Below are 26,388 nucleotides of genomic sequence, written 5' to 3'. Positions count from 1 at the left end.
TTCAGAGTAGCACTATTATCCGGGGCTTTTCACCCTAAAACCCTGGTGCTTCACCGGCCGTTTTTCTTCGCTAACCCGTTGAGCAGAGAATAAAATAGCAGCAAATGGGCCTGTTTTTTCATTTGTGAAAAAAGCTATTAACGTTTTCTGACAATATGAATTAGAATCGATGCGTTTCGTGCTTTTTTGTGCGGCGGGTTTCAGGAATACTGAGCCTCCTTTGTCGTTCTTTCCGGGGCCATTTTTGGTAGCGTTACTATGCGTTTAATCGTCACGCTTTTTGTCCTGTTGTTGACACAACTGTTTATGAATCTGGCGCATGCGTCGCCACACGCCCGTGTTTCCGCTGAACCGCGTAAAAGCCACGTCAGCGAGGCCAAAACAGACGATCGCAAAAAGCGCAAGCCGGTGAAAACCAGCGCCAAAAAGAAAAGCAGCGCCCCGGAAAAGTCACGCGTGGTGAAAGTGACCACCAAAAGCGGCAAGAGCCGTAAAACGGCCTCGACGCGGCTGGTGAAAGTGACGCCGCCTAAAAAAGGTTACAAAAAACGTTATGGCCGCCAGCGTGCGGGCGGCAGTGACGCGCAGGAATTGGCGCAGATCAGCAAGCCGCTGACGCTGAGCCCGGCGCACAAAAAACGCTACCAGCACGCCAAGCAGACGGCGATGGCCAAGCTGATGAACCAGGTCGGCAAGCCGTACCGCTGGGGCGGCACCTCGCCCAATACCGGGTTTGATTGCAGCGGGCTGGTCTATTACGCCTACAAAGATGTGATGAAGATCCGGATGCCGCGCACCGCCAATGAGATGTACCACCTGCGTGATGCCGCGCCGGTCAAACGCGGTGAGCTGGAAACGGGCGATCTGGTGTTCTTCCGCATCAATAACCGCGGCGCCGCTGACCATGTGGGCGTCTATCTCGGCAACGGCAAATTTATTCAGTCACCGCGTACCGGCGAGGAGATCCGCATCAGTTTCCTCGACAACGACTACTGGCAGGATCATTACGTGGGCGCCCGCCGGGTGATGACACCGAAAACCATCCGCTGAGTGCGGCAGTCATCGCGATAAAAAACGCCGGTTTCCCGGCGTTTTTTTATGCGCATTTTTTATGATGTCATGTTGTTCAGTGCAGCACGGCGGTAAAGCTGTACACTAAAATCATTGCCAGCGCGCCCACGGTGGTGATGAGCGACATCTTCAGATCACTGTCCATTATTCCTCCTTTGTCAGAAACAGAAAAGACCACACACTCTGTGTGCCTGCGCTAGTTTCCCACTAAATAAAGAAATTCCTAAGCTATTTCGGCTGGCGCGGCACAATTTTCCCCTTTCCCTTTTCACCATAATGAGTGAAAATTCGCGGTTTACGCACTGCGTACCCGGCTGGCTGTTATGCCCCACCGCGTAATTCAGCGAAGATGACCGCTCCCTCCCCCCAGAATCCACTGCACTTCTTTCAGCGGGCAGGAGAAAAAACGCAGGCAAACGATTAACATAATAGTTACGTGCTGTAACACGTACTATCAGGAGTCATTTTTCCCATGGCAACGATCAAAGATGTCGCCAGGCGTGCCGGCGTATCCACGACTACCGTGTCACACGTCATTAATAAAACACGTTTCGTCGCTGAAGAGACCAAGGCGGCGGTCTGGGCTGCCATTAAGGAATTGCACTATTCACCCAGCGCCGTGGCGCGCAGCCTGAAAGTCAACCACACCAAATCGATCGGCCTGCTGGCGACGTCCAGTGAAGCGCCCTATTTCGCCGAAGTGATCGAGGCGGTAGAGAACAGCTGCTACAGCAAAGGCTACACGCTGATTCTGTGCAACTCCCATAACAACCTCGACAAGCAGCAGGCCTACCTGGCGATGCTGGCGCAAAAGCGCGTGGATGGGCTGCTGGTGATGTGCTCCGAATACCCCGACCAGCTGATCGGCATGCTGGAGGAGTACCGCAACATCCCGATGGTGGTGATGGACTGGGGGTCGGCGCGCAGCGATTTCACCGACTCGATCATCGATAACGCCTTTGAAGGCGGCTACCTGGCCGGGCGTTACCTGATTGAGCGCGGCCACCGCGACATCGGGATCATTCCCGGCCAGCTGTCGCGCAACACCGGCGGCGGGCGGCACCAGGGCTTTTTGAAAGCGATGGAAGAGGCCAACATCCCGGTGCGGGAGGAGTGGGTGGTTCAGGGCGATTTCGAGCCGGAATCGGGCTATAAGGCAATGCACCAGATCCTGACCCAGAAGCAGCGCCCGACGGCGGTGTTCTGCGGCGGTGACATCATGGCGATGGGCGCGATTTGCGCCGCGGATGAGCTGGGGCTGCGCGTGCCGCAAGATGTGTCAGTGATCGGTTATGACAATGTGCGCAACGCGCGCTACTTCTCCCCGGCGCTGACCACCATCCACCAGCCCAAAGAGCGCCTCGGCGAGAACGCCTTTGCCATGCTGCTGGACCGCATCACCAGCAAACGTGAAGATCCGCAGACCATTGAAGTGCATCCGAAACTGGTGGAGCGCCGCTCCGTGGCGGACGGCCCTTACCGCGACTACCGCCGTTAATCCCCCTGCCGGGCTGCCTTGTGCGGCCCGGTTTGTTAATGCTGCCCTTCCCCGCGCAGCCACTCGCGGTTCAGCGTGTCACTCTCCCCAAGATAATCCAGCAACCAGCCCAGCGCAGGCGACGACTTCTCCTGCGCCCAGGTCAGGCAGCAGGCGCTGTCCGGGAAGGGCTGCTTCAGCGTCAGCACCACCAGCTCGCCGCGGTCAATCAGCGGCTGCACCATATGCGCCGGGATCATGCCGACGCACAGCCCGGCCAGCAGGCAATCCAGCGCGCTGGTCCAGTCCGGCACCACCAGCCGCCGCTGGTTATCGAGCGTCCAGGTGTCGCGTTTCGGCAGGCTGCGCGAGGTGTCTTCCAGGCAGAGCGCCGGATAGGGCCGCAGCTGGTCATCCGTGAGCGGCGCGGCCTGCTGCGCCAGCGGGTGGCCGCGGCTCACCACGCAGTGCCACGGCATAAAGCCCATATCGCGGAAGCGGTAGCCGCCGCCCACCGGCACAGCCTGGGTCGCGCCGATGGCGGCATCGACCCGCCCGTCGGCCAGCGCGTCCCAGACGCCGTTAAACACCTCCGGGGAGATCAACAGCTCCATATCCGGGAATTCACGGTAGAAATCCAGCACCAGTTGCCGGGTGCGATCGGCCCGCACCACCCTGTCCACCGCGATGCTCAGCTGGCCGCGCCAGCCGTTGGCCACCTGCTGGCACTGCCGCCGGGTAGCCTGCATTTTTTTGATAAGCAGCCGCGCCTCCTGCACGAAAACCCGCCCGGCCTCTGTAATAACCACATCCCGGTGGCGGCGCTCAAACAGCTCCACCGCCAGCCACTGCTCCAGCTGCCGCACCGTATAGCTGACGGCAGAAGGCACCCGGTGCAGCTCCTGCGCGGCCGCACTGAAACTGCCGGTGCGGGCCACGGCATCAATCACTTCCAGAGAGTATTCAGACCACATATTCTGCCTTCAATTTTTTTCACAGCATGGTGCAAATTTTACCGTTTCACAACCCCCCGGTGCTACCGTAGAGTGCGCGACGGTATAGGTTTTTTGTATTACCTCTGACGAAAAAATTGAGATTACTTATGACACGCTCCCCTTTTTTCATGCTCTATCTCGCTGTGCTGAGTATGCTTGGCTTCCTTGCCACGGATATGTACCTGCCCGCCTTCGCCCTGATGCAGGAAGATCTCGCCCTGTCGCCTAATGCCATCAGTGCCAGCCTGAGCCTGTTTCTGGCCGGTTTTGCCTGCGCCCAGCTGATCTGGGGGCCGCTTTCTGACCGCATCGGCCGTAAGCCGGTGCTGGTGCTGGGCCTGCTGATGTTCGCCGCCGGTTGTGCCGGGATGATGTGGGTGACCAATGCCCACCAGCTCTGGCTGATGCGCTTTGTACAGGCGGTGGGGGTCTGCTCCGCAGCCGTAAGCTGGCAGGCGCTGGTGGTGGATCGCTACAGCGCCCAGCAGAGTAAAAAAGTGTTCGCCACCATCATGCCGCTGGTGGCGCTCTCCCCGGCGCTGGCCCCGCTGCTGGGGGCGTGGCTGCTGAACCATTTCGGCTGGCGCAGTATTTTCCTCGCCCTGCTGGCCATTACGCTGCTGCTGCTGATCCCGACGTTACGGCTGAACGCAGCGGCCCCGGCGGCGGGCGCAGCACCGGCCCCCAAAACCAGCCTGTGGATGCTGCTCAGCTCCCGGGTGTTCAGCGGCAATGTGCTGATGTATGCCGCCTGCTCCGCCGGTTTCTTTGCCTGGCTCACCGGTTCGCCGTTTATCCTGCACGCCATGGGCTACAGCCCGGATGACATCGGCCTGAGTTATGTGCCGCAGACGTTCGCTTTCCTGCTGGGCGGCTTCGGCTGCCGGATGGTGGTGAGCCGCCGTGACGGCAAAGTGCTGATCCCCTGGCTGCTGGCCGGTTATGGCCTCAGCATCGCGGCGCTGTTCCTGCTGGCCTGGCTGGCGCAACCGGGCCTCGCGGCACTGCTGGTGCCTTTTTGTGTGATGGCTCTGGCAAATGGCGCGCTTTATCCCATAATTGTTGCGAATGCATTGCTGCCTTTCCCGCAAAACACCGGTAAAGCGGCGGCGTTGCAGAATGCGTTGCAGTTAGGGTTGTGCTTCGTGGCCAGCCTGGCCGTATCCGCCTTTATCAGCCAGCCATTGATGGCCACGGTGAGCGTGATGCTCATGACGGTAGGGTTAGCGCTGCTGGGTTTTTATCTGCAACACGGTGCGGTAAACAGCCCCCAGCCGGCGGCAACAGGGCTGAAAAACAGTAACCAGGCGGCATAATCGCCTTAGTTAATAGTTACTTAAAGAATATACGGGCCGGAGGCGATTTGCTGTTGAGTATCGTTTCCGGCGCGCTTATACTCGGTTTTAGCCAATAAGAATAACGATTTTACAAATCTTTTATTACAGCGCTTTTGGTGCGGATGGAACGCACCGGCTTTATCAGGGATGACATCTCCGCCGCCTGCTCCGTGGGCGATCTGGGGTGCTTCCTGCTTTTTCCTCTGTTCATAGTCGGATATCAGATACGGCGGGCGACCGCGGGTTCTTGTATACGCCTGCAAACTGTTGATGCTTTTCCTTGCAGGTTATAAGTCAGAAGAAAGATGATGGAGAAGCTATGAGTTCATCGTGTATAGAAGATCTAAGCATCCAGGATAATCAATGGTACCGCATTGCCCATGAGATGCTCAGCATGGCGGATATCGAAATCAACGGCTCCCGGCCTTTCGATATTCAGGTGACCCACCCCGATTTTTTTAAACGTGTGTTACAGGAAGGCTCGCTGGGGCTTGGCGAGAGTTATATGGACGGCTGGTGGACCTGCGAACGGCTGGATATCTTTTTCCACCGCGTGATTGCTGCCGGGCTGGAAAAGAAGCTTCCGCACCACCTGAAAGATACCCTGCGCATTGCCGCCGCCCGCCTGACCAACCTGCAATCCAAAAAACGGGCCTGGATCGTCGGCAAAGAGCATTACGATCTCGGTAATGACCTCTTCTCCCTGATGCTTGACCCCTACATGCAGTACTCCTGTGGCTACTGGAAGGAAGCGGACACGCTTGAGCAGGCACAGGAGCACAAATTACGCATGATCTGCGAGAAGCTGCAGCTGAAACCGGGCATGACCCTGCTCGACATCGGCTGCGGCTGGGGCGGGCTGGCGGCGTTTGCCGCGCGCCATTACGGCGTGGCGGTCAGCGGCGTGACCATCTCCGCGGAGCAGCAGAAGCTGGCCCAGCAACGCTGTGAGGGGCTGGACGTCACCATTCTGTTGCAGGACTACCGCGATCTGGACCAGCAGTTTGACCGTATTGTCTCGGTGGGGATGTTTGAGCATGTGGGGCCGAAGAATTACCAGACCTATTTCGATGTGGTCTCCCGCAACCTGAAGCCGGACGGCCTGTTCCTGCTGCACACCATCGGTGCCAATAAAACCGATATGCATGTCGACCCGTGGATCGACAAATATATCTTCCCCAACGGCTGCCTGCCCTCGGTGAAACATATCGCCCAGGCGAGCGAGGGGCTGTTTGTGATGGAGGACTGGCACAACTTCGGCGCGGACTACGACCGCACGCTGATGGCATGGTATGAGCGCTTCCTGGCCGCTTGGCCACAGCTGGCCGGTGATTACTCTGAGCGCTTCTACCGCATGTTCACCTACTACCTGAACGCCTGCGCCGGTGCCTTCCGCGCCAGGGACATTCAGCTCTGGCAGGTGGTGTTCAGCCCGCATGGGGTCGAAGGTGGGATCCGCGTCCCGCATTGACGTTGACCCAAACATTGCCCATAAAAAAACCGGTCACGTGACCGGTTTTTTTTGCCTGATGTTCAGGTCATCAGATATAGACCCGCAGGTATTCAGAGAGGCAAAGCACCGCCATCGCCTGTCCATACGGCATGGAGGTGAGCGGGATTTCCCGGTAGAAGTCGAGATCATTGCCCATCGCCGTGCCGAAGGAGACCTGCGTCAGCTCGCCCTGGCTGTTGATGTGGCGCACCACGCCCTGCGCCGCCCGCAGCCCCATTTCTGCATACTCTTTGCCGACGTAGCGCTTGCGCACCGCTTTCAGGATGCCGTAGGCAAACCCGGCGGTAGCCGAGGCCTCCAGGTAGGAATCGCGGTCATCAATCAGCGTATGCCAGAGGCCGGAGGCATCCTGATACTCTTGCAGCGCGGCGATCTGGCTCTCCAGCACCTGTAACAGGAAGCGGCGGGTGGCGTCCTGCTCCGGCAGTTCCAGCATCTCGATAAAGTCCGGGATGGCAACGGTCAGCCAGCTGTTGCCGCGCGCCCAGCGCGCTTCGGCAAAGTTATGGTTGCCTTCAAACGTCCAGCCGTGGAACCAGAGGCCAGTTTTGCGATCCATCAGATACTGCACATGCAGCATAAACTGGTATTTCGCCTCTTCGATATATTCCGGCCGGTTGAGCAGCTTGCCAATCTTCGCCAGCGGCAGCACGCTCATCATCAGGGTGTCGTCCCACATCTGCTGATGGTTTTCATTGTTGTAAACAATATGCTGTAAACCGCCCTTCTCCGTGCGCGGCATCTGGTACATCACCCAGTCGGCCCAGGCTTCCAGGTAGGGCAGCCAGCTCTGGTTGCGCGTCTCTTCATAGCGGTAAGCCAGTGTCAGGAACGGGCACATGGTGTTGACGTTTTTGGTCGGCATCGGCTCTTTGAAGCGCGCCGCAAACCAGTCATCAATAATGGCCAGCGCCTGCGGGTCATTGGTCTGCTGGTAATATTTATAGATGCCGTACAGCCCGACGCCGTGCGTCCACTCCCAGCCCGCCCAGCCTTTGGTATCAATGACGCGGCCGTCATCCAGCCGCAGCAGGAATTCGCCGGTTTCATCTTTGATATTGATCAGGTTATCGGCCGTGAGCCGGATCAGGCGCGTGACTTCATCACGGGTAATAAAGTAGTCAGGCTGGCGCAGCAGTTCACTCTGTTTGACGGGGAATACGTTCATTTTTCACCTTTGCAAAAGAACAAGTCAGGGCTTATCTCTGCAGTGTAGGGAGGTGAAAACCGGGCTGCCTTTGGCTGACTGCCACGCTGCGCCGGGGGCTGGCAACACCGGAAAGGGCACGCCGCTGCGCCGGTGGTTTTGTGATCGCCGCCACAATGAAAAAACCCGGCGTTAAGCCGGGTTTGCATAGGGCAGGCGGAGGTTATTCCGCGAGGTTTTCGCCGATCGCTTTGGCGGTGGCGATCGCCGCCTCACGGCTGGCGAGCACCCGCTCCACGGTGTCAACAATGGCCTGGGTCTGCGGGTCGATCTCGATGTTCACTACCTCCCCCAGGCGCTTTTTGCCGAGCGTGGTGCGCTCCAGCGTCTCCGGGATCAGGTGGACGCAGAACCGGTCTTTGACCACCTCGCCTAAGGTCAGGCTGATGCCGTCGATGCCGATATAGCCTTTGTGCAGGATATATTTCATGTACTCCGCATTGGCGATGCGGAACCAGACCTGCCGGTTGTGCTCCGAGGTGACGATTTTGCTGATCTCCGCAGTGCAGATGATATGGCCGGACATCAGGTGCCCGCCAATCTCATCACTGAACCGCGCCGCCCGCTCCAGGTTGACCCGGTCGCCCACCTGCAGGGCGCCGAGGTTGGTCAGGCGCAGCGTCTCTTTGATCAGATCGAAGCTGACGCGGTCACCGTCAATGGAGGTTACCGTCAGGCAGCAGCCGTTGTGCGCCACGGAGGCCCCCAACGCCAGGCCGGGCAGCATCTCCGCCGGGAACTGCACCACATGGGTACGGAAGTTCGGTTTTTCGTCAATCGCGACCAGGGGCGCGGTGCCCTGAACAATACCGGTAAACATCAGCAAGCCTCTTTCATATTTTCAGGCGTTATCAATCTACCCAGTGTGCCGCAGTTTGCCCGGCTTGCCAACTCAGGGCTTTTCGCTGCCGGGGTTTGCTTCGCCGGGGTGCAGGGGTACAATCTTGCACTTATTCTTATTTTCTTTCTTGCCGCCAGTGACGGCCGGCTCCCCTGCTCTTTCCCCATAACAAGAAGGTGTTAGCGTGCAGAAGTATCTGATCGAAGCACGGAGTTTATTGGCGTTAGCCATCCCGGTGATTATTGCGCAAATTTCCCAGACCGCGATGGGCTTTGTCGACACCATCATGGCCGGCTCTGTCAGCGCGACGGACATGGCGGCGGTGGCGATCGGCACCTCCATCTGGCTGCCGACCATTTTATTCGGTCACGGCATCCTGCTGGCGATGACGCCGGTGGTGGCGCAGCTGAACGGCGCGGGCCGCCGCGATCGCATTGCGCACCAGGTGCGGCAGGCGTTCTGGCTGGTGGCGGCGCTGTCGCTGCTGGTGATTGGGGTGATTTCACAGAGCGGCCACCTGCTGAACCTGATGCAGGACGTAGACCCGGCGCTGGAAGCCAAAGCCGTGGGCTATCTGCATGCGATTATGTGGGGTGCGCCGGGCTACCTCGGGTTCCAGGTGTTGCGCAACCAGTGTGAGGGGCTGTCAAAAACCAAACCGGGGATGGTGATCGGCTTTATTGGCCTGCTGGTGAATATCCCGGTTAACTACATCTTTATTTACGGCAAGTTTGGTGCCCCGGCGCTGGGCGGCGTGGGGTGCGGCGTGGCTACCGGCACAGTGTACTGGGTGATGTTCCTGCTGATGGGCTGGTACGTAAAACGCGCGCCCTCCATGCGTGACATCCATTTACAGAGCAAACCGGCCCTGCCGGACTGGCATATCCTGCGCCGCCTCACCCTGCTGGGGCTGCCGATTGCGCTGGCGCTGTTCTTTGAAGTGACGCTGTTTGCCGTGGTGGCGCTGCTGGTCTCCCCGCTCGGCATCGTGCCGGTGGCCGGGCACCAGATCGCCCTGAACTTCAGTTCGCTGATGTTTGTAATCCCGCTGTCAGTGGGCGTCGCGGCGACGATCCGCGTCGGCCACCGCCTTGGTGAAGGCTCGCCTGAGGCGGCGCGGGTGGCGGCCTATGCCAGCCTGGGTACCGGCGTGGCGATGGCCTGCTGCACTGCCGTGTTCACCGTGCTGATGCGGGAGAAAATCGCCCTGCTGTATAACGAAAACCCGGCCGTGGTGGCGATGGCCAGCCACCTGATGCTGCTGGCGGCGATCTACCAGATCTCTGATTCGTTGCAGGTCATCGGCTCCGGCGTGCTGCGCGGTTATAAAGATACGCGATCTATCTTCTTTATTACCTTTGTCGCCTATTGGGTGCTGGGCCTGCCGGGTGGCTACCTGCTGGCGCTGACCGATGTGCTGGTGCCGCGCATGGGGCCGAGCGGTTTCTGGTGCGGCTTTATTCTCGGGCTGACCTTCGCGGCGGTGATGGTGATCTGGCGGATGCGCCGGCTGCAACGCCAGCCGGCTGCCGCGATCCTGAAACGCGCGGCCCACTGAGGCCCTGTCCGCTCCCGGCCGCCGCCGGGAGTGCTGAAAAAAACAGCGGAGTGCGCACTCGCTCGGCAATCGCGTGAAATCTGGAAGAAAATTGCGTTTTTCCGCTTGCCAGTACCCGGCCGCGCCGTTAATATTCGTCCCCGTTGCCGGCACCGGTAATCAGAAAAGTGATGCGTCCGTAGCTCAGTTGGTTAGAGCACCACCTTGACATGGTGGGGGTCGGTGGTTCGAGTCCACTCGGACGCACCAAAATTTCTGGCAGTGATAATGTGATGATATGTGCGTCCGTAGCTCAGTTGGTTAGAGCACCACCTTGACATGGTGGGGGTCGGTGGTTCGAGTCCACTCGGACGCACCACATTACATCAGCTTCTCCGATGCGTTCTTAGCTCAGTTGGTTAGAGCACCACCTTGACATGGTGGGGGTCGATGGTTCGAGTCCATTAGAACGCACCATTCTCATGCTTCTCCTGTTTTCCCTCTCTTCTGATTCCCTGATTGCTCTCTTACTCCGTCTGCTCTGCCCTTTTCCGGCCTGCCCTGCTGCGTGACGCCTTTACCTGACTTCAGCAGATGAAAACCAGCGGTTAACACGTTGCGCAACAACCCCGGCTAAAAAGTTTCATTTGCGTCACATTCCTGATCTTTTGTATTAATCAAGCCGTCTCTTTCTGATTTTTGTTTTGTTTCCCCGTCGCTTACCCTCTATAATGCGGAACGTCATTTCAATTGAAAGGTTTCAGCGCCTTGAACTGTCGATACGCCTTACAATTATTACCCCGACCTCTTCAACCGGCCGATGCCACGCCCGGCGCTGTTTCAACACCTATTTTCACAATCCTGCTGCCATCGCCTATCCTTAGGTATGTTTTGCAGCGCCCAACACCGTTCCTATTCCACGCTGGTCGCACAGCGCCCAGCCATACGCACTTTTCAATCCATCACAACTTGTAGAAATCATTGTCATGAAAAAGACCAAAATTGTTTGTACGATCGGCCCGAAAACGGAATCAGAAGAGATGCTGACCAAGCTGCTGGATGCCGGCATGAATGTGATGCGTCTGAACTTCTCCCACGGGGACTACGAGGAACATGGCCAGCGCATCAAAAACCTGCGCGCGGTTATGGAGAAGACCGGCCACAAGGCAGGCATCCTGCTGGACACCAAAGGCCCGGAAATCCGCACCATGAAACTGGAAGGCGGGAAAGATGCGCCGCTGGTGGCCGGCCAGACCTTCACCTTCACCACTGACCAGAGCGTGATCGGTAATGCTGAGCGTGTGGCGGTGACCTACGCCGGTTTCGCCGCTGACCTGAAAATCGGCAACACCGTGCTGGTGGATGACGGCCTGATCGGCATGGAAGTCATCGAAGTCACTGAAACGGAAGTGATCTGTAAAGTCCTGAACAACGGTGACCTGGGCGAGAACAAAGGCGTTAACCTGCCGGGCGTCTCTATCCAGCTGCCGGCGCTGGCTGAAAAAGACAAACGTGACCTGATCTTCGGTTGTGAGCAGGGTGTTGATTTCGTGGCAGCCTCGTTCATCCGTAAGCGTTCCGACGTGCTGGAGATCCGCGAGCACCTGAAGGCCAACGGCGGCGAGCAGATCCAGATCATCTCTAAAATTGAGAACCAGGAAGGCCTGAACAACTTCGACGAAATCCTCGACGCCTCTGACGGCATCATGGTGGCGCGTGGTGACCTGGGCGTGGAAATCCCGGTTGAAGAGGTGATCTTCGCGCAGAAGATGATGATTGAGAAGTGTAACCGCGCCCGCAAAGTGGTGATCACCGCCACCCAGATGCTGGACTCCATGATCAAGAACCCGCGCCCGACCCGTGCAGAAGCCGGTGACGTGGCCAACGCCATCATCGACGGCACTGACGCCGTGATGCTTTCCGGTGAGAGCGCCAAGGGTAAATACCCGCTGGAAGCGGTCACCATCATGGCGACCATCTGTGAGCGCACCGACCGCGTGATGCAGAGCCGCATTGATACCCTGAACGACAGCCGCAAGCTGCGTATCACCGAGGCCGTCTGCCGCGGTGCAGTGGAAACCGCTGAGAAGCTGGATGCCCCGCTGATCGTGGTAGCTACCGGTGGCGGTAAATCTGCTAAAGCCGTGCGTAAATACTTCCCGCATGCCACCATTCTGGCGCTGACCACCAATGAAGTGACGGCCCGCCAGCTGATCCTCAGCAAAGGGGTGATCACGCAGGTGGTGAAAGAGATCGCCTCCACGGATGACTTCTACCGCATCGGTAAAGAAGCAGCACTGGAAAGCGGCCTGGCCCAGAAAGGCGATGTCGTGGTGATGGTCTCCGGCGCGCTGGTGCCAAGCGGCACCACCAACACCTCTTCGGTCCATGTGCTTTAATTAAAAAGTGACAGTCTGAACAGAATATAAACGCCGCCCTTCAGCGGCGTTTTTTTCATGTGCCGGATCGCTATTTTCAGAAAAACGCTACTTTTTTAAGCGAACAAAAGTTAAGAGTGTTCTGAGAGAAGCAGCATGTTTTCGCTGGTTTTTTTAAGATTTAAGTAAAACCAGATGCTTCTTTGAGCGAACGATCAAAATAATGTGCTTCTGCCCTAAAAATTTATTCTCATTAGAAAAAGGTTTGTGTAATACTTGTAACGCTACATGGAGATTAACTCAATCTAGAGGGTATTTATAATGAATCGCACTAAACTGGTACTGGGCGCAGTAATCCTGGGTTCTACTCTGCTGGCAGGTTGCTCCAGCAATGCTAAAATCGATCAACTGTCTTCCGACGTTCAGACTCTGAACGCTAAAGTTGACCAGCTGAGCAACGACGTGAACGCAATCCGTTCTGACGTCCAAGCCGCTAAAGACGATGCAGCACGCGCTAACCAGCGTCTGGACAACCAAGCTCACGCTTACAAAAAGTAATCGAGCTCGGCTAATAAAAATGGCGCACAGTGTGCGCCATTTTTTTCGCCTGTAATTATCTTCCTGTCATCATCTTTCTGCCCGGCGCTCTGTCCCTCTTCCGTTTTTCAGGCTCGCGTCCTGTCTCTTCTCTGCCCCAACTCAGGCCCTGCCCTGTTTACTGCACGTCCCTGCGCAGTATAACGATTATTGCAGGCTCTGTGGCGGCTCAGCGTCCGTTACCGGTGCAGCGGGCTGGCTGCTGGCACTCTGCGGCATAATCGCCTCTGGAACGCGCTCATTGGCTTCCGGCCCGGTGTTGACGAGAACCGGCATTCCGGAGCGGCGCGCGATCGCCTGCTTCACCACGTCGGCATTGGTTTCCGGCGTCTTGATAAACGCATTGATCACCTTGGTTTTCGCAATCGGCATGGTTTGCGGGTCATCCTTATCCGTATGGGATAACGGCTGATGCACCTCAATGTAGCGTTTGCCGTCCGGCTCCACCGCCACTTTGATGGGCTGGTTGATTACCTGCACCCGCGTGCCTTTCGGCACCTGGTTAAACAGCGCTTCGATGTCAGCCGCCCGCAAGCGGATGCAACCGGAGCTGACGCGCATCCCGATGCCGAAATTGGCATTGGTGCCGTGAATCAGGTAGACGCCGCCCCCGGCCGCCATACGCAGCGCAAACAGCCCCATCGGGTTATCCGGCCCGGCAGGCACCACGGCCGGCAGGGTGATGCCCTGCTCTTCCAGATAGTGCTTGCGGATGTTGGCGGTCGGCGTCCAGGTCGGGTTGGGGATCTTCTGGATGATGGAGGTCACCATCGTCGGCGTATTGCGGCCAAGCTGGCCGATGCCGATCGGGTAGACCACCACCTTATTCTCCCCTTTCGGATAGTAGTAGAGCCGCAGTTCGGCGAGGTTAATCACAATGCCTTCGTGCGGCGTGTCCGGCAGCAGCATCTGGGTGGGGATGGTCAGCACCGAGCCAGGCGCAGGGAGGTAAGGGTCGGTGCCCGGGTTGGCTTCCAGCATCCCCAGCAGGCCGATTTTATAGTCGGCGGCGATCATCTCCAGCGAGCGGCCGTCATTGGGCACGGTATAAGTTACGTTTTCGCCAATCAGCCGGCTGTTGTCCGGCGGCAGCGGGTAGTCAGTGGAAAAGGCAGAAAACGAGGTGAACAGCCAGAGGGTGCTGATGAAGGTCAGCAGCAAACGTACTTTTTTCATACCTGATTTATCCTTATCACGTCACACAAAGGTGGGTGGCGATCCTGGTGCCCGGAGGCCAGGCCAAAGAAAAAGCCGCGCCAGAGGCGCGGCTTACAGGACGTTTAAAGCTCTGCAGCGTTGGTGCGGATGGCGCGGATCATCGCCTCCAGCCCCTGCGATCGCGAGGGGGTAAGATGCTGGCTCAGCTCCAGCTCAGCAAAGAACGGGCGCACATCCAATGCCACGATCTCCTGCGGGGTCATGCCGCTATAGAGGATAAAGACAATAGTCAGCAGGCCTTTCACAATGGCCGCATCGCTGTCACCCTGGAAGGTGACCCGGCCATCGCTGTTCTCCATCGCAATCCATACCTGGCTCTGGCAGCCGGAGATACGGTAGCGGTCCTGACGAAGTTCCTCACTCAGCGGCGGCAATTTTGCCCCCAGCTCAATCACATACAGGTACTTCTCTTCCCAGTTTGCGCAACGGGAGAAGTTGCGCAGCAATTTTTGTTTGTCCGGCAACGTCGCCATAAAGCCTATCCTGCCTCAGTTAACATAAAAAGCGGCCGGGCTTCAGCCCAACAGCCGGTGGATCCGCAGCAAGCCGGCCACCAGACGGTCCACTTCTTCACGGGTGTTGTACATGGCCAGAGAGGCGCGGCACATGGCCGGAACCTGATAAAACGCCATCAGCGGCATCGCACAGTGGTGCCCGGTGCGGATGGCAATGCCGTACTGGTCGAGGAAACTGCCGACGTCATAAGCGTGGTGTTTGCCCAGATTAAACGGGATCACCCCGGCGCGGTCGGCCGGGCCATACAGCGTAATATCCGGCACCTGCGCCATCGCTTCCAGCGCGTAACGCATCAGCGAGGTTTCGTAGTCATGGATGGCGTCCAGGCCCACCGATTCGACATAGTCGATCGCCGCGCCCAGCCCCATCATACCGGCGGTATTGGGGGAACCCGCCTCAAAGCGCCACGGCGCGGCCACGAAGGTGGTCTCACCGGTCAGGCTGACTTCGCGGATCATCGACCCGCCCCCTTCCCACGGCGGCATCTGCTCCAGCAGCTCCGCTTTGCCGTAGAGAATGCCAATACCGGACGGCCCATACAGTTTGTGGGCCGAGAAGACGTAGAAATCGCAATCCAGCGCCTGCACATCCACTTTCTGGTGCATCACCGCCTGCGCCCCGTCCACCAGCACTTTCAGCCCGGCAGCTTTCGCCTGCGGGATAATCTGTTCCAGCGGGTTAATGGTGCCGAGCACGTTAGAGACCTGCGTCAGCGCCAGCAGTTTGGTGCGCGGGGTAATCAGCTGCTCCAGCATCCCCGGTTGCAGCTCGCCCTCTGGCGTCAGCGGCCAGACGTCGATGTGCAGCGAGCGCGCCTTCGCCAGCATCTGCCACGGCACGATGTTGGCGTGGTGCTCCATCTCGGTGATCAGGATGCGATCGCCGGGTTGCAGGAAGGTGTTGCCGAAACTGTTGGCGACCAGGTTGATCCCTTCCGTCGAGCCTTTGACGAAGATGATCTCCTCCGGCGAGGCGGCATTGATAAACCGGGCCACCTGCGCGCGGACGCCTTCCATCTGCTCGGTGGCTTCCGCGCTGAGGGTATGAATGCCGCGATGAACGGCGGCATAACCGTGGCGGTAAAACGCCGCCTCACGGGCGATCACCTGCTCCGGCTTCTGCGCGCTGGCTGCGCTGTCAAGATAGGCCAGCGGCTGGCCATTTACTTCACGCGCCAGCAGCGGAAAGTCCTGCCGTATCCGTTCAATCGGGTAACTCATTGCTGGCCTCCACGTAAGCGCCCGGCGATACGGTGCAATACCGTTTCGCGCAGGGCGTCGTCCTCCAGCGCCTCGGTGAGTTCGGCGGCAAAGGCGAAGATAATCATCTCCTGCGCCGCATCACCGGCAATGCCGCGTGAACGCAGGTAGAACAGCTGCTCATCATCAATGCGCCCGACGGTGGCACCGTGGCTGCATTTTACGTCATCGGCGTAAATTTCCAGCTGCGGCTTGGTGTCCACTTCAGCCTGCTTGCTCAGCAACAGGTTGTTGTTGGTCATCTGGCCGTCGGTTTTCAGCGCATGTTTAGCCACTTTGATCATGCCGTTGAACACCGCTTTGGCGCGGTCATGCACGATCACTTTATGCATCTGGCGGCTCTGGCAGTACCCCTGATTGTGCTCGAGGTAGGTGCGCGTGTCGCTGATCTCATCATCCACCGGCAGTACCAGGCTGTTGATGTTCAGCGTGGTGTTCTCACCGTTCAGCTGTGCGCTGGTGTTGTGGCGGGAGAGGCCCGCGCCCAGCAGGAAGCTGTGGCTGGTCACCTGGGCATCACGACCCACCACCAGATCGTTATGGGCGAAGTGGTAGCTCGCCTGGCTCTCAAACGCCAGCTTGATGTGGCTCAGTACCGCGTTGTCACCGATTTCCGCCGTGAGGCGCGCGCCGGTGAAGTGGCCGTTCTCGCTCAGGCTGAGGTAGTGCTCAATCACCTGGGCCTGGGCACCGCGGCCGATCTCCAGATGGTAACGGTGATGCACGGTATTGATCTCAGCCGCCTCTGCCCGGCCGCTGGAGATATGCAGCAGGTAGAGCGGCTTGCCGGCCTGTTTGCCGGCCGGCAGGCGGATCAGCTGCGGCTGGTGCGCCAGGCTCTCCGTCAGGTGCAGGAACACCTCGGACTGAACCGGCTCCGGCAGCGCATTATGCAGCGACGGCGTCAGCGTTTCGACGATAAATTCGCCGGTAGCGCTGTCGCTCAGTTCCGCATTGAACACACCGTCCACAAACACCAGGCGGTAAGCCTCTACCGGCAGGGCGCGCTCATCGCACTCACTGCGGCTCAGCGGCTGCGCTTGTGGGGCGAAGAACTGTTTGCCCAGCAGCGGGGAGACCGGCGTATATTTCCAGTTCTCCATTTTCGCGTGCGGGAAGCCTAGGCGCATTACCTGTTGCCAGTGGTTATGGGCGTGGGCGGAGTGCTCCCCGCCGCGGCTCTCAAATAACCGGTAAAGCTGTTGCATCGCGTGCGGGCTGCCGGCCTGGGGTGCATCACTCTTGCTCGGTAAGCCAGCCATAACCCTGCTCCTCTAACTGTTTGACCAAGGTAAAGTCACCGGACTTCACGATACGACCCTGATACAGCACATGCACGAAATCGGGCTTGATGTAGTCCAGGATGCGCTGGTAGTGGGTCACGATGATGAACGAACGCTTGCCGTCACGCAGCGCGTTAACGCCGTTGGAGACGATTTTCAGCGCGTCGATGTCCAGGCCGGAATCGGTTTCATCCAGAATGCAGAGTGACGGCTCCAGGGCAGCCATCTGCAGGATGTCGTTACGCTTTTTCTCACCGCCGGAGAAGCCGACGTTGACGGAGCGGGTCAGCAGGTCAGACGGCATCTTGAGCAGTTCAATCTTCTCTTCGATGAAATCAGCGAAATCAAAACGATCCATCGCTTCCTGGCCGCGGTATTTACGCACGGCGTTCACGGCGGTCTGCAGGAAGAAGTTGTTGCTGACGCCCGGGATTTCCACCGGATACTGGAAGGCCATGAACACCCCTTCCCCCGCCCGGTCTTCCGGGTCGAGTTCCAGCAGGTCTTTTCCGTTGAAGAGGACATCACCGTCAGTGACCTCATACTCTTCACGGCCCGCCAGCGTGGCTGACAAGGTGCTTTTCCCGGAGCCGTTCGGCCCCATGATGGCGTGAACCTCGCCCGGCTTGATCTCCAGATCGATGCCTTTGAGGATCTCCTTGTCTTCGATGCTCACTTTTAAATCTTTAATGCTTAACATGTCTGTCCTTTAGCGCGCCTGCGCCCTGTTCAGCGTGGACCTGCACGCTCTTGACCGCAAAATCCGGTGTTGTTCAACATTGATAACGTTCTGAACGGGAGCCGATTCCGCTCCCGCGCCGGTTACCCGACGCTGTGTTCGAGGCTTATCGCCAGCAGTTTCTGTGCTTCTACGGCAAACTCCAGCGGCAGCTCGGAGAACACGTCTTTACAGAAGCCGTTTACGATCATGGAGATCGCGTCGTCTTCACTGATGCCGCGCTGCAGGCAGTAGAAGAGCTGGTCGTCACCAATTTTCGAGGTGGTGGCCTCGTGTTCGAGCTGGGCGCTGTTGTTGCGCACTTCCACGTAAGGGAAAGTGTGCGCCGCACTGTCCGGCCCGATCAGCATCGAGTCACACTGCGTAAAGTTACGCGCGTTCTCGGCACCCGGCAGCACTTTCACCAGGCCGCGGTAGCTGTTCTGGCTCTGCCCGGCAGAGATACCCTTCGAGATGATGGTCGATTTGGTATTTTTGCCGATGTGGATCATCTTGGTGCCGGTGTCCGCCTGCTGTTTGCCGCTGGTCAGCGCCACAGAGAAGAACTCACCGATCGAGTTGTCCCCTTTCAGGATCACACTCGGGTATTTCCAGGTGATCGCCGAGCCGGTCTCAGACTGGGTCCAGGACATCTTCGAGCCGTTGCCTTCGCACAGTGCACGTTTGGTCACGAAGTTCAGGATCCCGCCGCTGCTCTCTTTGCTGCCGGAGAACCAGTTCTGCACCGTGGAGTATTTCACTTCCGCGTCTTTGTGCAGGATCACTTCCACCACCGCCGCGTGCAGCTGATAGGTGTCACGCACCGGTGCGGAGCAGCCTTCGATGTAGCTGACGTAGCTGCCTTCATCCGCAATCAGGATGGTACGCTCGAACTGGCCGGTTTTGGCCGCGTTGATGCGGAAATAGGTCGACAGCTCCATCGGGCAGCGCACGCCCTTCGGCACGTAGACGAAGGTGCCGTCAGAGGCGACGGCGGCGTTGAGCGCAGCAAAGAAGTTGTCCTGCGCCGGTACTACGGTGCCGAGGTATTTGCGCACCAGATCCGGGTACTCCTGGATCGCCTCACCGAAGGAGCAGAAAATCACGCCATGCTCAGAGAGCTTGTCACGGTAAGTGGTGGCCACGGAGACCGAGTCAAAAATGGCGTCAACGGCCACTTCCGCCCCTTCACGTACCGGTACGCCCAACTGGTTGAACGCCGCTTCCACTTCGCTGGTCAGGTAGTTTTTGTGGGTCTCCAGCGCCGGCACGCCCAGCGCATCCGCCGCGGAGGGCTGTTGCGTGGCGCCGGGCTGCGAGCCGCAGACGTCATCACAGCTGCCGCAGGAGGGCGCGGAGTAGTAGCTGTAGTCCTGATAGTCGAGCGGCTTGTAATAGGCTTTCAGCCAGTGCGGCTCTTCCATCTTGGTCCAGGCGTGGTACGCCTTCAGCCGGAAGTCGAGCATCCATTCAGGTTCATTACGCTTGGCGGAGATGGCACGGACCACATCCTCATTGATGCCGGAGGCCAGCTCGTCGGTCACCAATTGGGTAAAGAAACCTTCCTTGTATTTGCTGCCCTCACCGACCCAAGCCTGTACGTTCTCAGGAATTTCTACATTGCTTCGTGTCATGTTGGAGTCACTTAAACGCCAAAGCTCTCGCCACACCCGCAGGCGTGCTGAGCTCTAGGATTGTTGAATTTAAAAATCTGATTCAGCCCTTCACGGACGAAATCGACCTCAGTGCCGTCGATAAACGGCATCGCTTTCAGCGGGACATACAGCCGGGCACCGTCGCGCTCATAGACCAGATCGTCTGCGGCCGGATTTTTGGTCAGATCCAGCACGTAGGCGAAGCCGGCACAGCCGGATTGCTTCACCGCCAGTTGCAGCCCCTTGACCTCCGGGTCCTGCTCCACCAGCTTTTTGACCTGCCGGGCCGCGGCATCGGTTAATGAAAGCCCCTGCCAGATATTCTCTTCCAGCGAGAACGTCCCGACATTTTCCTTTGGCAACGTGTTGTCTGTCTGCATCGTAACCACCTCGTGATGAGCAAAAATTGTGCGCGCCGCGCGTCACTGTTAACGAAAAAGCGGCGTCACCCAATCTGATCTTACCAAAATTATAGTGTATCGGCGCTGGCCCTGAATGGCGCTGCCGGTCAGGAAACGCTGTCTCATGGCGACTATCTTAGTGATAAGATTAATCACTTCAACCTCTTGTTTTGAGAGGGTATCCCGATGAGGGCTTTCCTGACGGGGCGCCGGGCAGGCAGGTCTGGTCATGCTGTGGTTCATGCCCGCTGCCGGCCGGGCCGAACGCGTTGAAATCGTTGTGAATTTAATGTTAACAGATTAATGCTTAACGGTATATCTCATGTAACATCTTAGACAGCCATTGGTCATTAAACATTCATCGGCAATACCTATTTATCTTACAGCTCCTGACTATGAAGCGAAACCGGTTTAAAAAAGGATGTGATGTTCCGGTTAACGAGAGATGAAAAAGTACGCAAACAGCCATTGATCGCCGCCTCGTTTATTCATATGATAATAATTATCATTCATGATTTACGGAGCCGCTATGACGGCGTCATTTAATGCCTGGCTACAGGGCAAAATCGATGAGTATAAATTTCAGGTGCGCGACGCCACTGTCGACTTTTATATGGCCGACGCCGCCCTGAAACGCCCGCAGGCGACAATTGAACAGCTTACCCGCTTTAACCGCCAGTGCCTGGAGCTGGCCAACCTCTGCGCCATGAACGGCGACGAAGAGAGTTACCTCCATGCGCTGTGCAAGCTCCATAACCGGCTGATCATGGAGATCAACAACCCGGAACGGGCTTACCTGTTCCGGGTGCAGTGTTACCACTTTGCGCGCCATACGCTGAAACTTATCTGCCAGCACTACGCCCGGCTGGGTATCTGGGAGAAAGCCACCGCTTTCCAGGACGATTTTGTCAAACGCGTGCCGAACCCGCTGTAAGCACTTACGCCCCGTTTAGCCGTTGCGGATGGCGGTGGTCAGCCGCGCCGCACAGCAGTGCTGCCCCGCCTCATCATAGATGTCGATCTGCCACACCTGATGGCTGCGCCCGCTGTGCAGCGCCCGGCAGACGCCGCGCACGCTGCCGTGGCGCACCGCCCGCAGGTGGTTGGCGTTGACCTCCAGCCCCACCACCTGCTGCTGCCCTTCCGTGCAGAGGTAACCGGCCACCGACCCCAGCGTCTCCGCCAGCGCCACCGAGGCACCGCCATGCAGCAGCCCGAACGGCTGGGTGGTGCGGCTGTCCACCGGCATGGTGGCCTCCAGATGATCCGCCTCCAGCCGGGTAAAAAGAATGCCCAACTGCCCGACCAGGCAGCCGGCGCTCATCTGGTTGAGCGCCGCCAGTGTGGTAGTGCGTTTCCACAGGCTCATACCAGCTCCAGCAGCGCCTGAAGCGGATGGCGCAGCCCGTTGCCTTCGATGCGTTTCACCTGGCTGCGGCAGGAGTAGCCGGTCGCCAGGCAGCGCTGGCGCGGCAGCCGTTGCAGGGACTGGTGCCAGGAGAGCTCATAGATCCCCAGCGAGTTGGCGATGTTTTTCGCCTCGTGCCCATAGGTGCCGGCCATGCCGCAGCAGCCCACGCTGATGTTTTCCAGCTTCGCGCCGAAGCGGGCGAAAATGTCCGCCCACTGCTGGCTGCTGGAGGGCAACGAGGTGGTTTCGGTACAGTGGCCGAACAAATACCACGACTCCCCGCTGATCTGCTGTACCGGCCGCGCGGCCAGCGCCTGTTGCAGCCACTCATGCACCAGCTGCACCTGGAAACTGCCGCGGCGGCTGCCGAGAATTTCGCGGTACTCTTCGCGGTAACAGAGCACCAGCGCCGGGTCCACCCCCACCATCGGCATCCCCAGCTGGGCGATGCGGTTGAGGAAGTCGGCGGTTTTAGCGGCGGTTTTGGCAAAGCGCACCAGGAACCCTTTGATGTGCTGCGCTTTGCCGTTCGGCGCAAACGGCAGCAGCACCGGTTTCAGCCCCAGCTTATCCACCAGATAGACCAGATCGCTGACCACTTCCGCATCGTAGAAGCTGGTGAACGGGTCCTGCACAATCAGCACATACTCATGGCGCTGGCTCTTCGGCACGCTTTCGAGCTGTTCCAGCGTCATGGTCACGGCGCGGTGGCCGATCAGCTGCTGCTTCAGCGTCGGGCTGGAGAGCAGCGGCAGGTCTACCATGCCGAGGGCGTTGCGGCTCATCTCGCGCACCCAGGGCTGTTTGAAGAAGAAGTTAAACACCCGCGGCGCTTTCGCCATCAGCGGGGTGTAGCTCTCCACCCCGGCCACCAGGTGATCCCGGGCCGGGCGCAGGTAGCGGGTGTGGTAGAGCTGGAGGAAGCGCGCGCGGAAGCCGGGCACGTCAATCTTGATCGGGCACTGGGTCGAGCAGGCTTTGCAGGCGAGGCAGCCGGACATCGCCTCTTTCACCTCATGGGAGAAGTCATACTCGCCTTTGTTGGCGTGCCAGCTGTTGCGCATCTTCTCGATCATGCCGCGCAGGCTGATGCGGTTTTCCGCCAGCCGTTTTTCCAGCTCCAGCGGGTCGACGCCCTGCTCTGCCAGCAGCCGCAGCCACTCCCGCACCAGCCCCGCCCGCCCTTTCGGCGAGTGGATGCGGTTGCCGGTGATCTTCATCGACGGGCACATCGGGCTTTTCACATCGAAGTTGAAGCAGAGGCCGTTGCCGTTGCACTCCATCGCGCCGCGGAATGACGTCCGCACCGCCAGCGGGATGCGCCGGTCAAAGGTGCCGCGTTTCACCGCGTCCACTTTCATCATCGGCGCGTCACTGTTCAGCGGAGCGCAGATCTTGCCGGGGTTGAGGCGGTTGCCGGGGTCAAAGGCGGCCTTGATGCGGCGCAGCTCGGTAAACAACGCTTCGCCAAAAAAGGCCGGGCTGTATTCGGCCCGGAAGCCTTTGCCGTGCTCGCCCCACAGCAGGCCGCCATATTTGGCGGTGAGCGCCACCACCTGATCGGAAATCTGCTTCAGCAGCACCTCCTGGCGCGGGTCGCACATGTCCAGCGCCGGGCGCACGTGCAGCACCCCGGCATCGACGTGGCCGAACATGCCGTAGCTGAGGTCGTAGCTGTCGAGCAGCGCGCGGAACTCCACAATATAGTCAGCCAGGTGCTGGGGCGGCACGCAGGTATCTTCGGCAAACGGCAGCGGCTTGGCCTGCCCTTTGGCGTTGCCGAGCAGCCCCACCGCCTTTTTGCGCATCGCATAGATGCGCTCAATCTCCGCCAGCTCGCCGCACACCTGGTAGCCGATCACCCCGTCCTTGCCGTCGGACATCAGGCCGTCGAGCCGGGAGCAGAGATCCGTGACCTGGTTTTCGATCAGGTCATGGTCGTCACCGGCGAACTCCACGATGTTCAGCCCGAGCATCTCTTTGTCCGGCACGTCTTTGATCAGATCTTTCACCGAATGCCAGACGATGTCCTCGCGGGCCAGGTTCAATACTTTGGAATCCACCGTCTCCACGGAGAGGGCGTTGGCGCGCACCATAAAGGGCGCGTTGCGCAGCGCGGAGTCGAAGGAGTCATACTTGATGTTCACCAGCCGCCGCACTTTCGGGATCGGCGTGATGTCGAGGCGCGCCTCGGTAATAAAGGCCAGCGTGCCCTCGGCACCGGTGAGGATGCGCGTCAGGTCAAAGGTCTGGAGATCGTCACTCAGCACATGGCGCAGGTCGTAACCGGTGAGGAAACGGTTCAGCTTCGGGAATTTCTCCAGGATCAGGCTGCGCTGTTCGCGGCAGCGGGTCAGCACGGTGCGGTAGATGGTGCCGATCGGCGAATCCTCTTTCGCCAGATGCTCCGCCAGCGCGGTGGGCATGGCGCGGGTGTCGAGGATCTCCCCGCCCAGCAGCACGGCGCGCAGCCCCAGCACATGGTCAGAGGTTTTGCCGTACACCAGCGAGCCCTGCCCGGAGGCGTCGGTGTTGATCATGCCGCCCAGGGTGGCGCGGTTGCTGGTGGAAAGCTCCGGCGAGAAGAAGTAGCCGAACGGCTTCAGGTAGGCGTTGAGCTGATCCTTGATCACCCCCGCCTCGACCTTGACCCAGCCCTGCTCGGTGTTGATGTCGAGGATGCGGTTCATGTAGCGCGACATGTCCACCACAATCCCGCTGTTCAGCGCCTGGCCGTTGGTGCCGGTGCCGCCGCCGCGCGGGGTGAAGACCAGGCTGCGGAAACGCTCTTCCGCCGCCAGCCGCGCCAGCAGGGCCACGTCCGCCGTGGAGCGGGGAAACACCACCGCATCCGGCATCAGCTGGTAGACGCTGTTATCGGTGGCCATGGTCAGGCGGTCGGCATAACTGGTGGCGGTGTCACCGTTAAAGCCGTTTTTCTCTAATGCTTCCAAAAAATCGAGCACCCGCTGAATCAGCCCCGGTGCCTGAGAAATCTGTGGGATCATGACGATTGACCCTGTCCATATAAGAGTGTGTTCACGCCTGATCCCCGGAAAACCGGATGCACAGGCCCTTCCCGTCTGCCGTGCCTTGTCGTGTTGTTGTTTGAGGAGTCGCGGCGTGCGGCACATGCAGCGCTACAGAAAATTACCACACTTCTTTTTTCTGCGCGCCGTCACCTTACCATAAACTTTTCTGAGGCAGGCGATTGCAACTAATCCCCGTTGCCGCGGGAAAAAATGCCTATAATGCGCCATGATTTAGCGGTTAGACGTTGGCATTGTTGCCTTTTCTTGAGATGAGATCCTTCCATGATGTATTCGAATAAGAATTATGATCTGCCCCAGATCATGTTTGGCGTGCTGTTCATCTCGCTGATGACCATCGCCAGTATCTGGGTGGTACAGCCTTTTATCCTGGGCTTTGCCTGGGCCAGCATGGTGGTCATCGCCACCTGGCCGCTGCTGATTAAAGTGCAGGCGCTGCTGTGGGGCCGGCGCTCGCTGGCGGTGGTGGTGATGACGCTGCTGCTAATCCTGCTGTTTGTGCTGCCGATCGCCCTGCTGGTCAACAGCGCGATTGAGAACGGCGCGCCGCTGGTGGATCTCGCCAGTGACCCGTCGAAGCTGCAACTGCCGGCGCTGGAGTGGCTGCATGACATCCCGATGGTCGGGGACAAGTTCTACAACGGCTGGCACAGCCTGCTGGATGGCGGCGGCAGCGCCCTGATGGCGAAAATGCAGCCCTACATCGGCCGCACGGCCAGCTGGGTCGGCATTCAGGCAGCGCACCTCGGCCGCTTTATTATGCACTGTGCGCTGATGGTGCTGTTCAGCGCCCTGCTCTACAGCCGCGGTGAGCAGGTCGGCATGGGCATCCGCCACTTCGCTTTCCGTCTGGCAGCGGAACGTGGTGATGCCGCCGTGCTGCTCGCCGGCCAGGCGATCCGCGCCGTGGCGCTCGGCGTGGTGGTGACCGCCATTGTGCAGGCGGTACTGGGCGGCGTCGGGCTGGCGATTGCCGGCATCCCTTATGCCACGCTGCTGACGGTGGTGATGTTTACCCTGTGCGTGGCGCAGCTGGGGCCGTTGCTGGTGCTGATCCCGGCCATTATCTGGCTCTACTGGTCAGGCGACACCACCTGGGGCACGGTGCTGCTGGTCTGGAGTTGCGTGGTGGGCACGCTGGATAACGTGCTGCGCCCGGTCCTGATCCGGATGGGGGCGGATTTGCCGATGATCCTGATCCTGTCCGGCGTGATCGGCGGCTTGCTCGCCTTCGGGATGATCGGGCTGTTTATCGGGCCGGTGGTGCTGGCGGTCTCTTACCGTCTGATCTCGGTCTGGGTCAGTGAGGCCCCGGAACCGGAAAAAGATATGCGTGACGCAGCGCACGGTCTGGATGAATTAAAATAAAAATAGTTAAGGCGGATTCAGTAGGGTTACTGAATCCGCCCCGGCCGTTTCCCGGTTATTTTCCCGTCGCTAAGCCCATCCCCCCGTTGATAAAAGCGTAAGACGCTTGTCAGAAAACCGGTTTATTTATCATTATAAATAATCATGTTCTCTTGAAATGCTTAAGTCACCGTAATCATTTATGTCACAATGCCATAATGATTAGGATGATTCTTAAAGACTCCTTACGCCCATCTCTCTAGTATTGTTGGTAATTCGGATTTCAACCCACTGATTTATATACAACCTTTCCCCTGAGTGAGTATAGCTAATCATCGAATTGCTGTGTGTAGTCTTTGCCCGTCATCCTATGATGGGCTTTTTTTTTGCCGGTACCTGCCGTAACCGGATAATTACTCAGCCTTTTAATTAACCCACGCCAAAAATCCCACGGGGCTAATTCCCGGCAACGTGAAAAACTGCCCTCTTATTTTCTCACTGAGGCGGATGTTAGCGTTTTTTAAGGGCGGATTTATAAACGCGGCCGCAACAGAAAAAAAAGCCGGTAAGGTAAAGC

General features: G+C 58.6%; 22 protein-coding genes, 3 tRNA genes and 1 other RNA gene. 13 read left to right on the top strand and 13 right to left on the bottom strand.

Annotated elements, in window-relative coordinates:
• Positions 1 to 258: 258 nt before the first annotated feature.
• Positions 259 to 1,050 carry a C40 family peptidase gene (locus CYR32_RS02115; RefSeq protein ID WP_101822039.1) on the top strand — a complete coding sequence of 264 codons (792 nt, stop codon included), beginning with the start codon at positions 259 to 261 and terminating at the stop codon, positions 1,048 to 1,050.
• Between the two features lie 76 nt (positions 1,051 to 1,126).
• Here CYR32_RS02115 and cydH read toward each other — a convergent pair whose 3' ends face one another.
• Positions 1,127 to 1,216: a cytochrome bd-I oxidase subunit CydH gene (gene cydH, locus CYR32_RS02110; RefSeq protein ID WP_101822037.1), complete on the bottom strand. Its 90-nt coding sequence runs from the start codon at positions 1,214 to 1,216 to the stop codon at positions 1,127 to 1,129.
• 327 nt (positions 1,217 to 1,543) lie between these two features.
• On the opposite strand from cydH, the gene purR reads away from it, so the two are divergent.
• Positions 1,544 to 2,569 (top strand): HTH-type transcriptional repressor PurR, encoded by a 1,026-nt coding sequence (gene purR / locus CYR32_RS02105; RefSeq protein WP_072930900.1) that lies wholly within the window; start codon positions 1,544 to 1,546, stop codon positions 2,567 to 2,569.
• A 35-nt stretch (positions 2,570 to 2,604) separates the two neighbouring features.
• On the opposite strand, the gene punR is transcribed toward purR, so the two are convergent.
• The gene (gene punR, locus CYR32_RS02100; protein ID WP_101822035.1) at positions 2,605 to 3,522 is read right to left on the bottom strand and encodes a DNA-binding transcriptional activator PunR; all 918 of its coding nucleotides are present in this window, start codon (positions 3,520 to 3,522) and stop codon (positions 2,605 to 2,607) included.
• A gap of 128 nt (positions 3,523 to 3,650) precedes the next feature.
• On the opposite strand from punR, the gene punC reads away from it, so the two are divergent.
• Together punC and cfa are read left to right on the top strand one after the other, a co-directional pair.
• Positions 3,651 to 4,859: a purine nucleoside transporter PunC gene (gene punC, locus CYR32_RS02095; RefSeq protein WP_101822033.1), complete on the top strand. Its 1,209-nt coding sequence runs from the start codon at positions 3,651 to 3,653 to the stop codon at positions 4,857 to 4,859.
• 340 nt (positions 4,860 to 5,199) lie between these two features.
• On the top strand, positions 5,200 to 6,351 hold the full coding sequence (gene cfa, locus CYR32_RS02090; RefSeq protein WP_101822031.1) for a cyclopropane fatty acyl phospholipid synthase: 1,152 nt from the start codon (positions 5,200 to 5,202) through the stop codon (positions 6,349 to 6,351).
• A gap of 70 nt (positions 6,352 to 6,421) precedes the next feature.
• On the opposite strand, the gene bglB is transcribed toward cfa, so the two are convergent.
• Together bglB and CYR32_RS02080 are read right to left on the bottom strand one after the other, a co-directional pair.
• Positions 6,422 to 7,561 (bottom strand): beta-galactosidase BglB, encoded by a 1,140-nt coding sequence (bglB, locus tag CYR32_RS02085; protein WP_101822029.1) that lies wholly within the window; start codon positions 7,559 to 7,561, stop codon positions 6,422 to 6,424.
• Between the two features lie 202 nt (positions 7,562 to 7,763).
• On the bottom strand, positions 7,764 to 8,420 hold the full coding sequence (locus CYR32_RS02080; RefSeq protein WP_101822027.1) for a riboflavin synthase subunit alpha: 657 nt from the start codon (positions 8,418 to 8,420) through the stop codon (positions 7,764 to 7,766).
• Between the two features lie 205 nt (positions 8,421 to 8,625).
• On the opposite strand from CYR32_RS02080, the gene CYR32_RS02075 reads away from it, so the two are divergent.
• The 6 genes from CYR32_RS02075 (at position 8,626) to CYR32_RS02050 (ending at position 12,914) form a co-directional block, all read left to right on the top strand.
• On the top strand, positions 8,626 to 9,999 hold the full coding sequence (locus CYR32_RS02075) for an MATE family efflux transporter (protein WP_101822025.1): 1,374 nt from the start codon (positions 8,626 to 8,628) through the stop codon (positions 9,997 to 9,999).
• Positions 10,000 to 10,171: 172 nt separating this feature from the next.
• Positions 10,172 to 10,248: transfer RNA gene (locus tag CYR32_RS02070), tRNA-Val, on the top strand.
• 32 nt (positions 10,249 to 10,280) lie between these two features.
• A tRNA-Val gene (locus CYR32_RS02065) sits at positions 10,281 to 10,357 on the top strand.
• 21 nt (positions 10,358 to 10,378) lie between these two features.
• Positions 10,379 to 10,455 (top strand) — tRNA-Val (locus CYR32_RS02060).
• 509 nt (positions 10,456 to 10,964) lie between these two features.
• Positions 10,965 to 12,377 (top strand): pyruvate kinase PykF, encoded by a 1,413-nt coding sequence (gene pykF, locus CYR32_RS02055; RefSeq protein ID WP_101822023.1) that lies wholly within the window; start codon positions 10,965 to 10,967, stop codon positions 12,375 to 12,377.
• A gap of 300 nt (positions 12,378 to 12,677) precedes the next feature.
• A complete protein-coding gene (locus CYR32_RS02050) occupies positions 12,678 to 12,914 on the top strand; it encodes a major outer membrane lipoprotein (RefSeq protein ID WP_004943717.1) in 237 nt (78 codons plus the stop codon).
• Positions 12,915 to 13,100: 186 nt separating this feature from the next.
• Here the strand turns inward: CYR32_RS02050 and CYR32_RS02045 are convergent, their stop codons facing one another.
• The 7 genes from CYR32_RS02045 to sufA form a co-directional block, all read right to left on the bottom strand.
• A complete protein-coding gene (locus CYR32_RS02045) occupies positions 13,101 to 14,129 on the bottom strand; it encodes a L,D-transpeptidase family protein (RefSeq protein ID WP_101822020.1) in 1,029 nt (342 codons plus the stop codon).
• A 104-nt stretch (positions 14,130 to 14,233) separates the two neighbouring features.
• Positions 14,234 to 14,644, bottom strand: a complete 411-nt coding sequence (gene sufE, locus CYR32_RS02040; protein ID WP_101822018.1) for a cysteine desulfuration protein SufE — start codon at positions 14,642 to 14,644, stop codon at positions 14,234 to 14,236.
• Between the two features lie 42 nt (positions 14,645 to 14,686).
• A complete protein-coding gene (gene sufS, locus CYR32_RS02035; RefSeq protein WP_101822016.1) occupies positions 14,687 to 15,907 on the bottom strand; it encodes a cysteine desulfurase SufS in 1,221 nt (406 codons plus the stop codon).
• Complete coding sequence (sufD, locus tag CYR32_RS02030) at positions 15,904 to 17,208, bottom strand: Fe-S cluster assembly protein SufD (RefSeq protein ID WP_101822014.1); 1,305 nt, start codon at positions 17,206 to 17,208, stop codon at positions 15,904 to 15,906. The genes sufS and sufD overlap by 4 nt, the downstream gene beginning before the upstream one ends.
• A complete protein-coding gene (gene sufC, locus CYR32_RS02025) occupies positions 17,183 to 17,929 on the bottom strand; it encodes a Fe-S cluster assembly ATPase SufC (RefSeq protein ID WP_101822012.1) in 747 nt (248 codons plus the stop codon). Before sufC ends, sufD begins: the two co-directional genes overlap by 26 nt.
• Before the next feature lie 122 nt (positions 17,930 to 18,051).
• A complete protein-coding gene (gene sufB / locus CYR32_RS02020) occupies positions 18,052 to 19,581 on the bottom strand; it encodes a Fe-S cluster assembly protein SufB (RefSeq protein WP_101822010.1) in 1,530 nt (509 codons plus the stop codon).
• Positions 19,582 to 19,592: 11 nt separating this feature from the next.
• Complete coding sequence (gene sufA / locus CYR32_RS02015; RefSeq protein WP_420912814.1) at positions 19,593 to 19,982, bottom strand: Fe-S cluster assembly scaffold SufA; 390 nt, start codon at positions 19,980 to 19,982, stop codon at positions 19,593 to 19,595.
• A 550-nt stretch (positions 19,983 to 20,532) separates the two neighbouring features.
• Between sufA and CYR32_RS02010 the strand changes: the two genes are divergently transcribed.
• Positions 20,533 to 20,937, top strand: a complete 405-nt coding sequence (locus CYR32_RS02010; RefSeq protein ID WP_101822008.1) for a hypothetical protein — start codon at positions 20,533 to 20,535, stop codon at positions 20,935 to 20,937.
• Between the two features lie 15 nt (positions 20,938 to 20,952).
• On the opposite strand, the gene CYR32_RS02005 is transcribed toward CYR32_RS02010, so the two are convergent.
• Positions 20,953 to 21,372 carry a hotdog fold thioesterase gene (locus CYR32_RS02005; RefSeq protein WP_101822006.1) on the bottom strand — a complete coding sequence of 140 codons (420 nt, stop codon included), beginning with the start codon at positions 21,370 to 21,372 and terminating at the stop codon, positions 20,953 to 20,955.
• Positions 21,369 to 24,422 (bottom strand): D-2-hydroxyglutarate dehydrogenase YdiJ, encoded by a 3,054-nt coding sequence (ydiJ, locus tag CYR32_RS02000; RefSeq protein WP_101822004.1) that lies wholly within the window; start codon positions 24,420 to 24,422, stop codon positions 21,369 to 21,371. Before ydiJ ends, CYR32_RS02005 begins: the two co-directional genes overlap by 4 nt.
• A gap of 306 nt (positions 24,423 to 24,728) precedes the next feature.
• Between ydiJ and ydiK the strand changes: the two genes are divergently transcribed.
• Together ydiK and rprA are read left to right on the top strand one after the other, a co-directional pair.
• A complete protein-coding gene (gene ydiK / locus CYR32_RS01995; protein WP_101822002.1) occupies positions 24,729 to 25,832 on the top strand; it encodes an AI-2E family transporter YdiK in 1,104 nt (367 codons plus the stop codon).
• Positions 25,833 to 26,085: 253 nt separating this feature from the next.
• Positions 26,086 to 26,200, top strand: an RNA gene (gene rprA / locus CYR32_RS01990) — antisense sRNA RprA.
• Positions 26,201 to 26,388 lie beyond the last annotated feature (188 nt).

This window comes from Chimaeribacter coloradensis, assembly GCF_002858715.1.
GTDB lineage: Bacteria > Pseudomonadota > Gammaproteobacteria > Enterobacterales > Enterobacteriaceae > Chimaeribacter > Chimaeribacter coloradensis.
This window is presented reverse-complemented; position numbering and strand designations above follow the sequence as displayed.

What these genes read in the sequence shown, in the direction of transcription:
- ydiK (WP_101822002.1), top strand. Translation starts at nt 24,729, where the DNA reads ATGATGTATTCGAATAAGAATTATGATCTGCCCCAGATCATGTTTGGC.
- purR (WP_072930900.1), top strand. Translation starts at nt 1,544, where the DNA reads ATGGCAACGATCAAAGATGTCGCCAGGCGTGCCGGCGTATCCACGACT.
- sufD (WP_101822014.1), bottom strand. Translation starts at nt 17,208, where the DNA reads ATGGCTGGCTTACCGAGCAAGAGTGATGCACCCCAGGCCGGCAGCCCG.
- CYR32_RS02005 (WP_101822006.1), bottom strand. Translation starts at nt 21,372, where the DNA reads ATGAGCCTGTGGAAACGCACTACCACACTGGCGGCGCTCAACCAGATG.
- sufE (WP_101822018.1), bottom strand. Translation starts at nt 14,644, where the DNA reads ATGGCGACGTTGCCGGACAAACAAAAATTGCTGCGCAACTTCTCCCGT.
- ydiJ (WP_101822004.1), bottom strand. Translation starts at nt 24,422, where the DNA reads ATGATCCCACAGATTTCTCAGGCACCGGGGCTGATTCAGCGGGTGCTC.
- CYR32_RS02080 (WP_101822027.1), bottom strand. Translation starts at nt 8,420, where the DNA reads ATGTTTACCGGTATTGTTCAGGGCACCGCGCCCCTGGTCGCGATTGAC.
- pykF (WP_101822023.1), top strand. Translation starts at nt 10,965, where the DNA reads ATGAAAAAGACCAAAATTGTTTGTACGATCGGCCCGAAAACGGAATCA.
- CYR32_RS02010 (WP_101822008.1), top strand. Translation starts at nt 20,533, where the DNA reads ATGACGGCGTCATTTAATGCCTGGCTACAGGGCAAAATCGATGAGTAT.
- bglB (WP_101822029.1), bottom strand. Translation starts at nt 7,561, where the DNA reads ATGAACGTATTCCCCGTCAAACAGAGTGAACTGCTGCGCCAGCCTGAC.
- cfa (WP_101822031.1), top strand. Translation starts at nt 5,200, where the DNA reads ATGAGTTCATCGTGTATAGAAGATCTAAGCATCCAGGATAATCAATGG.
- cydH (WP_101822037.1), bottom strand. Translation starts at nt 1,216, where the DNA reads ATGGACAGTGATCTGAAGATGTCGCTCATCACCACCGTGGGCGCGCTG.
- punC (WP_101822033.1), top strand. Translation starts at nt 3,651, where the DNA reads ATGACACGCTCCCCTTTTTTCATGCTCTATCTCGCTGTGCTGAGTATG.
- punR (WP_101822035.1), bottom strand. Translation starts at nt 3,522, where the DNA reads ATGTGGTCTGAATACTCTCTGGAAGTGATTGATGCCGTGGCCCGCACC.
- sufC (WP_101822012.1), bottom strand. Translation starts at nt 17,929, where the DNA reads ATGTTAAGCATTAAAGATTTAAAAGTGAGCATCGAAGACAAGGAGATC.
- CYR32_RS02115 (WP_101822039.1), top strand. Translation starts at nt 259, where the DNA reads ATGCGTTTAATCGTCACGCTTTTTGTCCTGTTGTTGACACAACTGTTT.
- sufA (WP_420912814.1), bottom strand. Translation starts at nt 19,982, where the DNA reads ATGCAGACAGACAACACGTTGCCAAAGGAAAATGTCGGGACGTTCTCG.
- sufB (WP_101822010.1), bottom strand. Translation starts at nt 19,581, where the DNA reads ATGACACGAAGCAATGTAGAAATTCCTGAGAACGTACAGGCTTGGGTC.
- sufS (WP_101822016.1), bottom strand. Translation starts at nt 15,907, where the DNA reads ATGAGTTACCCGATTGAACGGATACGGCAGGACTTTCCGCTGCTGGCG.
- CYR32_RS02050 (WP_004943717.1), top strand. Translation starts at nt 12,678, where the DNA reads ATGAATCGCACTAAACTGGTACTGGGCGCAGTAATCCTGGGTTCTACT.
- CYR32_RS02045 (WP_101822020.1), bottom strand. Translation starts at nt 14,129, where the DNA reads ATGAAAAAAGTACGTTTGCTGCTGACCTTCATCAGCACCCTCTGGCTG.